The 12,967-nt window shown below is 63.1% G+C and carries 9 protein-coding genes; 5 read left to right on the top strand and 4 right to left on the bottom strand.

What is annotated here, in order from left to right; all coding sequences use genetic code 11:
- Nucleotides 1–14: 14 nt before the first annotated feature.
- Nucleotides 15–1,208 (bottom strand): serine hydrolase domain-containing protein, encoded by a 1,194-nt coding sequence (locus ACR9Y2_RS01195; RefSeq protein WP_435039193.1) that lies wholly within the window; start codon nt 1,206–1,208, stop codon nt 15–17.
- 125 nt (nt 1,209–1,333) lie between these two features.
- Here ACR9Y2_RS01195 and ACR9Y2_RS01200 point away from each other — a divergent pair, with 125 nt between their 5' ends.
- The gene (locus ACR9Y2_RS01200; RefSeq protein WP_435039194.1) at nt 1,334–2,899 is read left to right on the top strand and encodes a sulfatase family protein; all 1,566 of its coding nucleotides are present in this window, start codon (nt 1,334–1,336) and stop codon (nt 2,897–2,899) included.
- A 205-nt stretch (nt 2,900–3,104) separates the two neighbouring features.
- The gene (locus tag ACR9Y2_RS01205) at nt 3,105–4,649 is read left to right on the top strand and encodes a B12-binding domain-containing radical SAM protein (RefSeq protein ID WP_435039195.1); all 1,545 of its coding nucleotides are present in this window, start codon (nt 3,105–3,107) and stop codon (nt 4,647–4,649) included.
- Nucleotides 4,650–4,775: 126 nt separating this feature from the next.
- Here the strand turns inward: ACR9Y2_RS01205 and ACR9Y2_RS01210 are convergent, their stop codons facing one another.
- Nucleotides 4,776–6,080, bottom strand: a complete 1,305-nt coding sequence (locus ACR9Y2_RS01210) for a histidine-type phosphatase (protein ID WP_435039196.1) — start codon at nt 6,078–6,080, stop codon at nt 4,776–4,778.
- Between the two features lie 126 nt (nt 6,081–6,206).
- Nucleotides 6,207–9,197 carry a hypothetical protein gene (locus ACR9Y2_RS01215; RefSeq protein ID WP_435039197.1) on the bottom strand — a complete coding sequence of 997 codons (2,991 nt, stop codon included), beginning with the start codon at nt 9,195–9,197 and terminating at the stop codon, nt 6,207–6,209.
- Between the two features lie 278 nt (nt 9,198–9,475).
- Here ACR9Y2_RS01215 and ACR9Y2_RS01220 point away from each other — a divergent pair, with 278 nt between their 5' ends.
- Nucleotides 9,476–9,949 (top strand): RidA family protein, encoded by a 474-nt coding sequence (locus ACR9Y2_RS01220; RefSeq protein ID WP_435039198.1) that lies wholly within the window; start codon nt 9,476–9,478, stop codon nt 9,947–9,949.
- A 14-nt stretch (nt 9,950–9,963) separates the two neighbouring features.
- On the opposite strand, the gene ACR9Y2_RS01225 is transcribed toward ACR9Y2_RS01220, so the two are convergent.
- On the bottom strand, nt 9,964–10,449 hold the full coding sequence (locus tag ACR9Y2_RS01225; protein WP_435039199.1) for a hypothetical protein: 486 nt from the start codon (nt 10,447–10,449) through the stop codon (nt 9,964–9,966).
- A gap of 35 nt (nt 10,450–10,484) precedes the next feature.
- Between ACR9Y2_RS01225 and ACR9Y2_RS01230 the strand changes: the two genes are divergently transcribed.
- Nucleotides 10,485–10,838, top strand: a complete 354-nt coding sequence (locus ACR9Y2_RS01230; protein ID WP_435039200.1) for an ArsC/Spx/MgsR family protein — start codon at nt 10,485–10,487, stop codon at nt 10,836–10,838.
- Nucleotides 10,839–10,865: 27 nt separating this feature from the next.
- Nucleotides 10,866–12,935, top strand: a complete 2,070-nt coding sequence (locus tag ACR9Y2_RS01235) for an alpha/beta hydrolase family protein (protein ID WP_435039201.1) — start codon at nt 10,866–10,868, stop codon at nt 12,933–12,935.
- Nucleotides 12,936–12,967 lie beyond the last annotated feature (32 nt).

Consider the following 12,967-nt stretch of genomic DNA (forward strand, 5'->3'; position numbering starts at 1 on the left):
CGCCTTGCGCGGGGTTAGGACTTGCCGGCATAGTCGCCGTACTCCCAGTCGAAGGGGACGCCTGTGTTGCCGAGGATGAAGAGGACGAGATCGGCGAAGCCGGCTTCGGCACGGACGTCATTGGCGAGGATGAGAACGCAGCGCTGGCTGGCTTCGAGACAAACCATCGTATTGGCTGTGATCTCGTTGTGGCCTCCTTTGAAGAAGCCATGCCCCTGGGGCCCGTCGAAGACGACCACGCCCAAGCCGGCGTAGAGATCCTTGCGTTGTTTGGCGGCCGGCAGGTCGGGTTGCGACGCGGGGAATTGGTGGGCCGTCGTGATGTGGAGCTGGCGCTTCGTGATTTCGGACCGGGCGGCGGCGCTGAGGCCTTCCCCGCGAACCAGGGCGGCCACGAACTTCGACAGATCCGAGATGGTGGTGTCCATGGAACCGGCGGCGCGCACCTTGCTGCGCTGGTCGTGTTCATCGGGCTTGCCCTGGTCGTTCCAGCCGTCGGCCAGGTTGGCCGCGAAGTCGTTGCGCCAGACGAGGCTGGTGCGGGTCATGCCCAGCCGGTCGAAGTTGGCGCGGGTGAGTTCGCCCACATCGAGGCCAAGGCCCTTGTCTTTGCTGCCGCGTTCGATGACGGACTGGAGCAGGATGAGTCCTTCCCCGGAGTAGCTGTAGCGGGTCCCGGGCTCGAAGTGGATGCGCAGCTTCTGGTCGGGTTCCAGGAAATAGAAATTGCTGAACCCGATGGAGTGGGTGAGGGCCATGCGGGCCGTGATCTTCTCCCAGCGGGGGTCGGAGGCGAGGTCTTTATAAGGGCCGTATTTGTCGGGGAAGACGGGGTCGGGGCCGTAAGCCGGAAGAGGCTTGTCGAGATAGCTCTTGATGGGGGTGTCGAGCTTGAGCCTGCCCTGGTCGACGAGTTGCATGACGGTGTAGGCGAAGACGGTTTTGGTGAGGGATGCCCCGTACATGACGGTGTCGGGCGTAAGCGGATCTCCCTTGGCGTTGCGGATGCCGTAGGTCTGGGTGTAGGTGACCTTGCCGTGATCGATGACGGAGAGGGCGAGGCCGCGCGCGTGGGTCTTCTCCATGAGCTTGCGGGCTTCCGCGTCAATGGAGGCCGGAGCAGGGAGGGCCTGGGCGAAGGCAGCCAGGGGCAAAATTACCAAGGCGATGGCTCGCGCGGCAGGAGTGAGGATCTTGGTGGGGGTCATGGTTGGCTTTGACGTGGTGTGAAGGTAGATACGCGGGGAGAGACAGGAAGTTCCGTCATTTGGCCGTGGGCTCCTCCTCAGAGCTCCCCTCAGCCGGTGGCCGCACGTGTATGCTGAAAATCACCATGCCCAGCATCCCTCGTCGCAGCATGCTCGCCCTGCCGTTGCTTGCCGGCCGTCCTTTCGCCAGTTTCGCACGGGGCGCATCCGCCGCGCCGTCCAGGCCCAACATCCTCTTCGTGATGACGGACGACCATGCCTCGCAGGCGATCAGTTGCTATGGCAGCAAGGTGAACCAGACGCCGAACTTCGACAGGCTGGCCAGGGAAGGCATGCGCATGGATCGGGTGTTTGCCACCAATTCCATCTGCACGCCCAGCCGGGCTACGATCCTCACCGGCAAGTACAGCCACCTGAACGGCGTGCCCGTGTTCAACCGGTTCGACGGGGCACAACCCACCGTGGCCAAACTGCTGCAGAAGGCCGGCTACTACACGGCCATGGTGGGCAAGTGGCACCTGGGCAGCGACCCCACGGGCTTCGACTACTGGAATATCCTGCCGGGACAGGGCGTCTACAACAACCCGACCTTCTACGACAGAGACGGCTCCGCTGTGTACAAGGGCTATGCCACGGACATCACTACCGACATCACGATGGATGTCATGAAGAACCGGCCCAAGGACAAGCCGTTCTTCCTGATGTGCCACCACAAGGCGCCCCATCGTGAATGGACGCCCGATGAGAAGCACCGGAAGATGTTCGAGAACCTCCGTATCCCAGCACCGGCCAATCTCCGCGACGACTACGCCGGCCGGACCGATGCGCTACGGGAACAGCAGCAGTCGGTGTTCCGCGACCTGACGCGCTATGACCTGAAGTTGAAGCCGCCTGCCGGGCTCTCCGGGAGCGACCTGCGCCAGTGGATGATGGCGAAGCCTACCGAAGTCGAGATCGAAGTGGACGGCGTGAAGAGGACGCTCGGAGGCCGGGAACTGGAAGATTGGAAATACCAGCGCTACATGCAGGACTACCTGGCCTGCGTGCAGAGCGTGGACGACAACATGGGCCGGCTGCTGGACTCCCTGGACGCGAACGGGTTGGCAGAGAACACGGTGGTGATCTACACCAGCGATCAGGGTTTCTTCCTGGGCGAGCACGGCCTGTTCGATAAGCGGTTCATGTACGAAGAGTCGCTGCGGATGCCGTTCCTGGTGCGGTGGCCCGCCGGTATCCGGCCGGGCAGCACCTCGGAAGCAATCGGGATCAATTGCGACTTCGCGCCGACGTTCCTGGATCTCGCCGGCCAACCCACGCCGGGCGATATGCAAGGGCGCAGCTTCCTGCCTGTCTGGCAAGGGAAGACGCGGAAGAACTGGCGCCACTCGATGTACTACCGCTACTATCACGATCCCGGCGATCACAACACGCGCGCACATTACGGGGTCCGGACCGACACGCACAAGCTGATCTACTACTGGAAGAAGGATCAGTGGGAGTGCTACGACCTGAAAGCGGACCCGGCGGAGATGCACAACATCTACACTGAGCCGAAGGCGCAGAAACTGGTAGCGCGGTTGAAGAAGGAACTCTACCGGCTCAAGAAAGACTTGAAGGACGACGACCAGTTTGCAAACGAACAGCCGAAGGAGTCATCCTATGTGCAGGCGCCACCGCCAAAGAAGCAGTGACGGGGATGAGCCGTAAGTAGTGCCGGACAAACTCCGGAAATAGGCCGGAGCGATCCACCGTGGCTCTGCCGAAGGCCATGTGGAATAAATCCGCTTTCTGCTCGGCACACAGTCGCTTACCACTCGCTTTGCATTTTTCAGATTTTTTGCCGGCGCGATTTGCTTGTTCTTGACTTTGTGTACTTTGCATTATAAAGTACTTTCTATGATCACTGCCGATCAGCCCTGGATGCAGGCTCCTCGACGACGATGGCTGCCCTTGGAGATGACGCGGGCACCCTACTTAGACCCGGCAGTCCAGACCGGACCCGTGCTGCCGCGCTTCGCTCTGCTGGTCAATCCGTTCTATCCCAAGGACCCGCATGCCAGCTTCGGGAAGCATGTGCTCACTCCTTCGCTGGCTTTGACCAGCTTCGCGGCCACGACGCCGGCGCACTGGCGGGTGGAGTACTGGGACGAGAATCTACTGGATGGCCGGCCGCCTTTCGACCCTCTGCCTGAGGTGGTGGGGATCAGCGTCCACCTGACTTTCGCCGAGCGCGCCTTTGCCCTGGCCCGATGGTACCGGCAGCGCGGGTGCAAAGTGATTCTGGGCGGATTGCATGTGCTGTCCTGTCCCGAAGAGTGCGCTCCCTTCGCGGATGCGCTGGCCCTGGGCGATGGTGTGCGGCTGTGGCCGCGGATTCTGGCCGACGTTGAGGCGGGCTGCCTGCGGCCGGAGTACTCAGCCACCTATGACAGCGACTACCGCGAGGATCCGGCTCCTCGGCGCTCGATCCTGCCGAAGCGCAGTTTCCTGACGACGACCAGCCTGATCGCGACGCGCGGGTGCCACAACCGGTGCGGGTTCTGTTACCTGGCTACGGATGGTTTGAGGATGCCGTACCGGATGAGGGATCCGGCGCAGATCGCGGCGGAGTTTGTGGCGGACGGGCAACCCTATGCGGTGTTCGTCGACAACAACCTGGGCTCGAACCGGGCCTATCTGCGGGCGCTGTGCCAGGCGTTGCGGCCGCTGGAGAAGATCTGGAGCGCGGCCGTGTCGATCGATGTGACGGATGAACCGGGGCTGATCCGCGAGATGGCGCTCGCCGGCTGCACAGGCGTGTTTGTGGGCTTCGAATCGCTCACCGACGCCAACTTGACGGAGGCTCGCAAGAAGTCGCCCAAGGCAGAGGACTATGCGCGGAGGGTGCGGATCCTGCACGATGTCGGGATCCAGGTGAATGGGTCGTTCGTGCTGGGGTTCGATCACGACCGCAAAGACGTATTTGCGCGGACGGCGGAGTGGGTGGAAGAGAACCGGCTGGAGTGCGCGACCTTCCATATATTGACGCCGTATCCGGCGACTCCGCTGTTCCGGCAGATGGAGGCGGAGGGGCGATTGCTGCACCGGGACTGGGGCCGTTATGACACGGCGCACGCGGTGTTCCGTCCGAAGCATATGACTCCGGAGGAGCTGGAGCGGGGCTATGCGTGGATGTATGAGCGGTTGTTCTCGCACACTTCGATCTGGCGTCGGAGGCCGGCGGACTGGCGGGCCGTGGGGCCGTACCTGGGAATGTCCTACCTGTACAAGCGCTCGAACTGGCTATGGAGGTTCCTGATCGGGCAGCACTGGGTACATGGCGTTTGGCGGCCATTGGTGGAGGTAACACGGAAGCGGCACCTGCGGTTTCGCGCCGGGCTGGGAGACGGTTGCGCAGACGGTCGCGGTGTGGCGACCGGAGTGGTCCCGGGCGGGGTTTGAGGCGGAGCGAATGTCGTGGACGCTCGGGGCCAGAGTGCCGAGGAGGCATGGGCGCGCCATGCAAGTTGCGGTCCTGGCCCCGGCGCCGTTCGCGGCTGGCAGTTGGTTAGCCCCGGGGGGGCGAGATCAATTCAGGCGATCGGCGAAGTGTGGCACGATGGCGCGGTTCGCTACCGAGACGAAATCGGCGAGGGCGCAGTCGTTGGTGGCGTTGCGGGTGCTGCAGCCGGGGATGAAAATGGGGGCGGTGGCCGGCGGCGTGGTGAGCGACAGAGGCGTCCGGTTGCGTAGTTGGTCGAGCGTCTGGGCGATGTAGGAGGCGCGGACAAAGTACTCGCCGGTGCCCTGCGACTGACGGAGTTGCAGAACCAGGGCGCCGCCGGGCGGGCAGAAGTCGGGCTGATAGGTGGGCAGGATCCAATCGAGGTTCAGGAGCCCGGCAAACCCAGTGATATTGACGTCGGAGCCGACCAGCATGACCAGCTTGGTGGAGGGATCACCCAGCGCGCCAGGCGTAGGGGTGCCGGTGGCCGCCTGCAGCAGGGAGCGCACCACGTGGGAAGCCATATTGGAGCTCTGCACACCCGCCAGATAGGGCGTGCGGAAACTGAGGTCGATGGCCAGCATGTAGAGACGGGCGGTCTGGCCGATACCGTCGATGTTCAATTGGCCCCAGGCCACGTCAGAGAGCGGCAGCCCGTCGGCGTACTGCATGATGAACGGATCGACAGCGCCAGAGATGGGGGAAAGACCACCGATATTGACCGGCGCGCCGGCCGTGATCTCGATGGGCAGAGCGGTGACATCGATGACGCCTTTCGGCGCCGCGGGTGGGGGCGTCTGGCCGGCCGGGTAGCCGAGTAGGACGGAACGGGCCAGCGCGAGTTCCGGGGCGTAGGCAGTGGTCACAAGCTGGCCATCGCCGCCGAGGCGGCCTTTCACGGCCTGGACTGCTTTCTTCTGATCGAGGCGGGCGACCCCGGCTCCGATGGGGTCAAAGAGCGGGTCGCTCTGGCCGTCGGGATAGGTGTTGACGGTCACGGCCGCGGCGGGGAGCAGGCCGGTAGCGAAGGACTGCGCGGTGACGCGGGTGCGTTCCAGGGTATTGGCGCGGAAGTAGACGGAAGCCGCATCGGCTTCATCGTTGCCGGTGAGGAGACCCTCCTTCGTGAGCCACAGGCGGTAGTAGGCGCCGAGGAGGCTCTCGAGTTTCGCGCCGTTGGCCGTGAGGATGCCGGTGCCCACGCTGGGCACGGGGAACGGCTTGGCGGAGAAGGTGTCGAGTAAGGAGTTGGGGGCGACGGGAGCGCGCACGCTATGCCGTCCAAAAATGATGACTTGCCGGAGCTTGGTGTCATCGGCGGTTTGAGCCGCGGCAAAGGGAGCGCAGAGGAGGGTCAGCGCGACGAGTCGGACAAAGATGGTTCTCATATTTCACCAGGAGGAGACGTTGGCGGAAGACGGTTGTCTGAATTGTGCCGGAAGGCGGCACGGTGCCCACGCACGGAACGATGTCCGCGCGTGGGTTCGGCCGCTCTCCGAGGGTTGGGGAGACGGTTACTTCATGGACTGGTGGTAACGCTCGAGCAGTTCCTTGCGGTTCTGGCGCAGGTCCCGGCCGGTGGGTGAGGCCGGATAGGGCTTATTGCCTTTGAGACCCTTCCACAGAATCTGATTGAATACCTGAGGATCGACACGATCCTCGGATTCGAAGTCCATGCCCTTCATGGCGCGCACCCAATAGGAGGCCTTGTGAGCAGGCTTGGGGATGACCAGGCCGGCGGGCTTGGGCGGCAGCGGCAGCCTGGTGTTGTAGAGCATGGGCGCCGGAGCGGCGCTGAAGCTCCACGAACTGGGCTTGGTGTTAAAGATGTCGGCCATCGGCCTGGCGAGCGCATCGTTGAGGTTCATCGGCGGCAAGCCAAGAACTTCCTCGATGGTGCGCAGGAAATCGATGGTGTTGTATTGAGTGGAGACGAGGGCGCCCTGCTTCACATAGGCGCCAGCCACAAAGGCGGTGCTGCGGTGGGAATCGACATGGTCGCCGCCATCCTGGGCGTCATCTTCGATGATGAAGATGAGCGTGTCATCGGCATAGATGCTTTTGGAGATCTTCTCGACGAGTAGGCCGACCGCGTAGTCGTTATCGGCGACCTGCGTTTCGGGTGTGTTCACGCCCTCGATGGCGGTGTCGTAGTTCCCGGTATGGTCGTGCATGAAGCGGACCAGGCTGAGGGAAGGCAGGCCGCCCTTGGCGTAAGCTGAGTCGAAATCACGCTCCCACTCCTTGAAGCGGTAGTAATCGGGGAAGGCGTTGTCGAAGCCGCGGAAGAAGAGATCCGTATAGGGGGCGAGCGACGCGCTGGAGGGATATGCCACGCGGGTACCGGCCCAGTAAGGATCAGTGAGCAGCGGGATGGTGTACGTCTGCGTGTTGTAGCGGCCAGTGTCGATAAAGAAACCGTAATTGCGCACGGTGAGATTGGCGCGGAATGCGGAATCCCACAGATAGCCGGTATTCACTTCGTTGTCCGGCCCATCCGGCGCGGCGGTGTTGGTCTGTCCAGGGAGGATGTCGGGATCGTTGGGCGTGAACGGATTGGCGGCCTTGCGATCGGCGAGGGAGGGAATCGACACGTTCACGCTGCGGTTGGTGCCCTCGGAATCGAGGCTGAGGCCGCGGTAACCATAGGCAATGGGGTATTGGCGCTGCACGACGTCCGGGGCCTGGCCCGAGGTGGTCCAGAGCCAGCCGTCGTAGCTGACCTCGGCGGTATCGAGGAAGTTGTCGAGGGTGACGAACTTGCGCGCGAGGTTGTGCTGGTTGGGCGTGACCTGCTCGCCGAACTCCGTCAGGTCCGGGTCGCCGTTGCCGATCTCGAGATCGCCCAGGATCTGGTCGTAGGTGCGGTTTTCCTTGATGATGAAGATCACGTGTTTGGTGCCTTTGCGGACAGCCTCCATGATGGCGGCGTCTTCCGGGCTGCTGGTGGCGGAGAAGCGGTTGTTTTCAGCTACCTGTTTCGTGAGGGTATCCAGGGCGACCTGCGCAGGCAGCGGGAAGCTCTGGAAGCCGGCCTTGGTGAGTTGCGGGTTGTACTCGTTCGTGTCCAGGCAGGTGGGCCAGCCGGGAGGTCCGTAGCCGCCGTAGCACCAGCCCGGATTGGGCCCAGTGGGGGATTTGCCGTTCACTGAGTATACGGTCTGGCCGTCGCCGCTGAGGCTCACCGAATTGGGATACCAGCCCGTGGGGATGAGGCCGATTACTTTGTCGCCGCTATTGTTGCCGCCCAGGGCGATGACGGCGATGCAGTTGAGATTGCCGTTGGTGACGTAGAGCCGGGTCTCGTCGGGCGAGAGCGTCACACTGTTGGGGTTTGCACCCTTGTATTGAGCGAGGGCGGCGGGGACGTTCGTGGCGATGACCGGGATGGATTCGACGACAGTGTTGGTGGCCGTGTCGATGATGTCCACAATATCGGCCTGGTCTTCGGCGACATAGAGAAAGGTCTGGGCCGCGTTCAGCGTCATCTTGTTCGGCTGTCCCTTTACGGGGATGCGCGTGATGATGGTGGGCCGGCCGGCGGGGTTGAAGAGTTCCGGCGCGCCAGCCAGCTTGACCACGACGATCTCGCGATCGCGAATGCTGGAAACGTAGGCGATAGCATCGGCGCCGCTGCCCTTGATGGAGACCCAGAAAGGATACTCACCTCCGGGTACGCCGGCCTGCGACGGGTCGGTTTTGCCCGGGCGCAGATCGAGTTCACGATAGAGGGCCCATTTGCCGAGGCCGCCGGTGAAGACGCTGATGGAGTCGTTGTAGTAGTTCGCCACGACGAGGGTCTGGCCATCCTTGGAAATGGCGACGCCAGCGGCGCAGGGCACCACGGAGACACGCTCATTGATGGCGGCAGGCGGGGCGCCGGGGGGCACAGCCAGGCCGTTGCCAACACCTTTGTGGCCCAAGGGCAGCGGCGTGAACTTGTTGGACCAGGTTCCGTCGCTGTTGCGGTTGGCAATGAAGACGTAGTCGCTGGGTCCGCCGGAAATGTAGAAGGCATTGCCGGAGGGATCGAACACGAGCCCGTTGTACGTGTAAGGAACGAGCAGCACCTGCTTCTTGAAGGGCTTCGGGGTGGAGATGTCGTAGACGAAGATGTACTCCATCGAGTAGTTGGCCATCCAGGTGGGAGTGGGCGGGGTCGCCGGCGTAGTGACTGGCGGGGGTTCAGGTAAATAGTGCGTATTGGAGACCCGATTGTAGCCGCTGGTCATGATGAGCAGTGTCTTGTGGTCGGGGCTCACTGCTGTGGTGACGGCATGGCTGACCAGCCAGGCCTGTCCGGGCGGGAAGGCGGGATCGTAGGGAAAGTCGGCGCTGAGGGGTTCGAATCGCGCACCGTGCGGCGCCAGCGGGGTGATCTGCTGCCCCATGTTGGGAACGGCCTGTGTTCTGGGCTGCGCCAAACCGGGCGCGCTGAAGAGAACCAGGGCGAGCGTGAGGCCGATGGCGGGCGTCGAGAAGGCCGTGTGAACAGCTCTCATCATAGATACGGGTTCCTTTGAAGCAGGAGGGGCTCTGGCCGAAAATACTGCCTACATTGCGTATCGGGTAAAAAGGTATTTATCTATACAATTAATTACACTTCATTAATATCGATGGTATCTTTACTATAATCAATGGTTTAAAGGAATTTGCGAGTTGAAGCGGTGTGGAGGGCAAGTTTCCACGAGGTTTGTGCTTCCGGCACGATGCGCAGCGGTACCACCTGCGGGCGCGCGGTGTTGACCCATGTCACGGATCCGCACCAGCTATCTTGGAAGGGATGCGCTACCAAACCCTGGCCTTTCTTCTAGCAGCCGCGGCAAGCATCCTGCCGGCCCAGACCGAGTTTCCGAAAGCCGCCGGAGTGGCTCCGGGCAACGGCTATAGCCACGTCGTCGTCACCAGCCCCGGGAAGTTGATCTTCCTGGCGGGCCAGGTGGCCAACAACGCCTCGGGGCAAATGGTGGGCAAGGACGACATCAAGGCGCAGACCGAGCAGGTCTTCGAGAACATCAAGGCCAACCTGGCTGCTGCCGGAGCCAGCTTCCAGGATGTCGTCAAATTGAACTGGTATATTCGCGACCTGAAGCCGGAGTATCTGCCCGTGATTCGTGAAGTCCGCGACCGCTATATCAACAAGGAGCATCCACCGGCCAGCACGCTGGTGGGAGTGGCTGCGCTTTTCCGTGAAGGCTACATGCTGGAGGTGGAAGCGGTGGCGACGGTTCCAGCGGGCCGCAAGCCGGCCAGGTGATCGAGGAAGACAGCCTACTCCTTCAGCACGCTGTCGTCGTACCACGGGCTGTGCAGGTCGCGGTCGCCTTCCTCCAATTGGAAGCCGGCGTGTTCCTTCAGATCGAGGTAGAACATGACGCGCCGCCTCGTGCTGTCGGAGTAGATGCGGCCCTCGAGTTCCCGCCCGATCAGGCCGACCAGATTCGCGAAGAACACGATGGGGAAGACAAAGGTGGGCCGCCGCTGCTGTTCGGCGTCCGCCGCCGTCAACACATCGTGCGAGCGGCAGTAGCATTTCACTACCGGCACCATCCGGTCTTCCTCACCCAGAGTGCGCGCCTCGGAGCGCCGGATCTTATGCAGGCGGCCGGTTCGCAGTTCCACAGTGTCATATTCGCTGGCGGGCAGGCTGGGCGAGTTCATGGTGATCGCCCAGCAGTATATAAAAAGCCGCACTGGCGCGAAACGGCCAGCCAGCGTGCCGCGGCGGGGTGCGCGCACGGTCCTGGAAACAGCCATCCGGCGGAGCCGTCCTTCTGCCAGAATCAGAAGTTATGGCCGTCGTCCAGATCTTCGGAATCAAGGGCTCGCAAGCCACCCGCGCGGCGGAGCGTTTCTTCAAAGAGCGCCGCATCGACATCCAACTGATCGACCTGAAGGTGAAGCCGATGGCCGCGGGCGAGATCCGCCGTTTCATCCAGCGCTTCACCCTGAACGGCCTGCTCGACAGCGAGGGCAAGGCGTATGTCGACGCGGGCCTGAAGTATCTCCAGCAGTCCGAAGCGCAGTTGCTGGCCCGCATTGAGAAAGACCCGCGGCTGCTGCGCCTGCCGCTGGTGCGGTGCGGCCAGACGGTGTGTATCGGGCATGACGAAGAGGGCTGGAAGGCAATTGCCGCCGCGGCATGACCGGGGCGCTACACTGCAGAGAAGCTCATGCGCACCATCGTCGTAGCCTTGCTGCTGGCCGCCACCGCGGCAGCCCAGGATCCCTCGGAACTCAACTTCCTTTCGAACCACACGGATTACCGCAATCTGCGGTCGATGCTGCCTGACTACACGAAACAGCGGGCCTTCGACCTGCTGGACAAGCGCCGCGCCGCTTCAGCGAACTGGACCGCGGCCGAGATCGCGGGCCGCAAACAGTATCTGAGGGAACACATGTTGCGCGGCATCGGCGGGTTGCCGGAGCGCACTCCGCTGAACGCGCGGGTGACCGGCGTGATCGACCGCGAGGACTACCGCATCGAGAAGCTCGTCTTCGAGAGCCGGCCCAACTTTTTCGTCACCGCCAACCTGTACTTGCCCAAGCGCGGGAAGGGCCCGTATCCGGCCGTGCTCTATCCGCTGGGTCATGAGGAGGGAGCGAAGGCGCACGTCGCCTGGCAGCAGATGTTGGTGACACTGGCGCGCAACGGCTATGTTGGGCTGGCGTGGGACGGTCCGGGCCAGGGGGAGCGCGTCCAGCTTTACGACCCCGATTTCAACGCATCGAAGGTCTTCAGCTCCACGCTGGAGCACACGATCCTCGGCATCCAGACGCTGCTGGTGGGTGATGCGCTGGCGCAGTATTACATTTGGGACGGCATGCGTGCGCTGGATTACCTGTTGTCGCGCCCGGAGGTGGATCCGAAGCGCGTCGCATGCAGCGGCAACTCCGGCGGAGGCACGCTCACCGCGTATCTGTCCGCCCTGGACGACCGCATCCAGGTGGCTGCTCCGTCGTGCTATATCACCTCCTGGCGCCGCCTGCTGGAGACCATCGGACCGCAGGATGCCGAGCAGTGCATCCCCAACTGGATTTCCGATGGCCTGGATCATGAGGACTTCCTGCTGGCGTTCGCGCCTAAGCCTTACCTGCAGCTTTCGGCGATCCGCGACTTCTTCTCCATTACGGGAGCGAGGGAGACCAATGCCGACGCCACGCGCGCCTACGACCGGTTGGGCGCGGGCGACAGGATGCGCTTCTTCCAGGCAGACGACGGGCACGGCTTCACGAAGCCGCGGCGGCTGGCCGCTTATGCCTGGTTTGATCAGTGGCTGAAGAAAGCGGAGCATTCCGGGCTGGAAGAGGAAGTGCTGCCTTTGCGCGAGGAGGAGCTCTACTGCACGCCTACCGGGCAGGTGGCCACTTCGCTGGGCGGCGAGACCGTCACTACGCTGAACCAGAAGCGCGCGAAGCAGTTCCAGCGCGGCCAGGCCACGGCGGAGCAGATCGCGAAGCTCATCGACTACCACCAGCCTGCCGGAGCACTTTCGGTGAAGCCGTTTGGGACGCTGGCGCGCAGCGGCTATCGCATTGAAAAACTGGTCTACGAGACTGAGCCCGGCATCGTGATTCCGGCCCTGCTGTTTGTGCCGGAGGGCGGTGGCAGGCATCCAGGAGTACTGTACGTCGACGGCGCGGGAAAAGCCGCGCGGGTGGCGGATCTGGAGGCACTGGTGAAGGCCGGGCACGTGGTCCTCTCGATAGACGCGCGGGGCTTGGGCGAGACGCGGATTTCGGCGTTCCAGAACGGCTCCGACTGGTTCCGCTATTTCGGCGACTGGAACAGTGGCATGACTGCGATCATGACCGGATCGACACTCACCGGCCAGAGGGCCGCCGACATCTCGCGTGGGCTGGATGTACTGTCCGCGCGGCCCGAGGTGGATGCCAGCCGGCTATACGGAGTGGGTGTAGAGGCGGGCGGCGTGCCGCTGCTGCATGCGGCGGTGCTCGACTCGCGATTGCGCAAGATCGCGCTGGAGCGCTCGCTGCTCTCTTACCAGGCGGTGGTGGATGCCCGCATCCATCGCGGTCTTTTCGAGCAGGTGGTGCCGGGCGCGCTGAAGCTTTACGACCTGCCGGAACTGGTGCGGATGCTGGGCCAGAGATCGGCCGTGGTGATCGATGCGGCCAGCCCGCTGGGACAGCCTGTGCCGCTGGCGGAGTCGCGCAAACAGTACCCCTCGGCCGTGCGCCGGGCGGCGGCCGACAGCATCGTGGCGCTCTACGGGTTCTAGCCGCATACGCCTGTGATATGGTGAGTTTGCGA

Source organism: Paludibaculum fermentans, from assembly GCF_051172195.1.
GTDB lineage: Bacteria > Acidobacteriota > Terriglobia > Bryobacterales > Bryobacteraceae > Paludibaculum > Paludibaculum fermentans_A.

What these genes read in the sequence shown, in the direction of transcription:
- ACR9Y2_RS01195 (WP_435039193.1), bottom strand. Translation starts at nt 1,208, where the DNA reads ATGACCCCCACCAAGATCCTCACTCCTGCCGCGCGAGCCATCGCCTTG.
- ACR9Y2_RS01200 (WP_435039194.1), top strand. Translation starts at nt 1,334, where the DNA reads ATGCCCAGCATCCCTCGTCGCAGCATGCTCGCCCTGCCGTTGCTTGCC.
- ACR9Y2_RS01205 (WP_435039195.1), top strand. Translation starts at nt 3,105, where the DNA reads ATGATCACTGCCGATCAGCCCTGGATGCAGGCTCCTCGACGACGATGG.
- ACR9Y2_RS01210 (WP_435039196.1), bottom strand. Translation starts at nt 6,080, where the DNA reads ATGAGAACCATCTTTGTCCGACTCGTCGCGCTGACCCTCCTCTGCGCT.
- ACR9Y2_RS01215 (WP_435039197.1), bottom strand. Translation starts at nt 9,197, where the DNA reads ATGATGAGAGCTGTTCACACGGCCTTCTCGACGCCCGCCATCGGCCTC.
- ACR9Y2_RS01220 (WP_435039198.1), top strand. Translation starts at nt 9,476, where the DNA reads ATGCGCTACCAAACCCTGGCCTTTCTTCTAGCAGCCGCGGCAAGCATC.
- ACR9Y2_RS01225 (WP_435039199.1), bottom strand. Translation starts at nt 10,449, where the DNA reads ATGGCTGTTTCCAGGACCGTGCGCGCACCCCGCCGCGGCACGCTGGCT.
- ACR9Y2_RS01230 (WP_435039200.1), top strand. Translation starts at nt 10,485, where the DNA reads ATGGCCGTCGTCCAGATCTTCGGAATCAAGGGCTCGCAAGCCACCCGC.
- ACR9Y2_RS01235 (WP_435039201.1), top strand. Translation starts at nt 10,866, where the DNA reads ATGCGCACCATCGTCGTAGCCTTGCTGCTGGCCGCCACCGCGGCAGCC.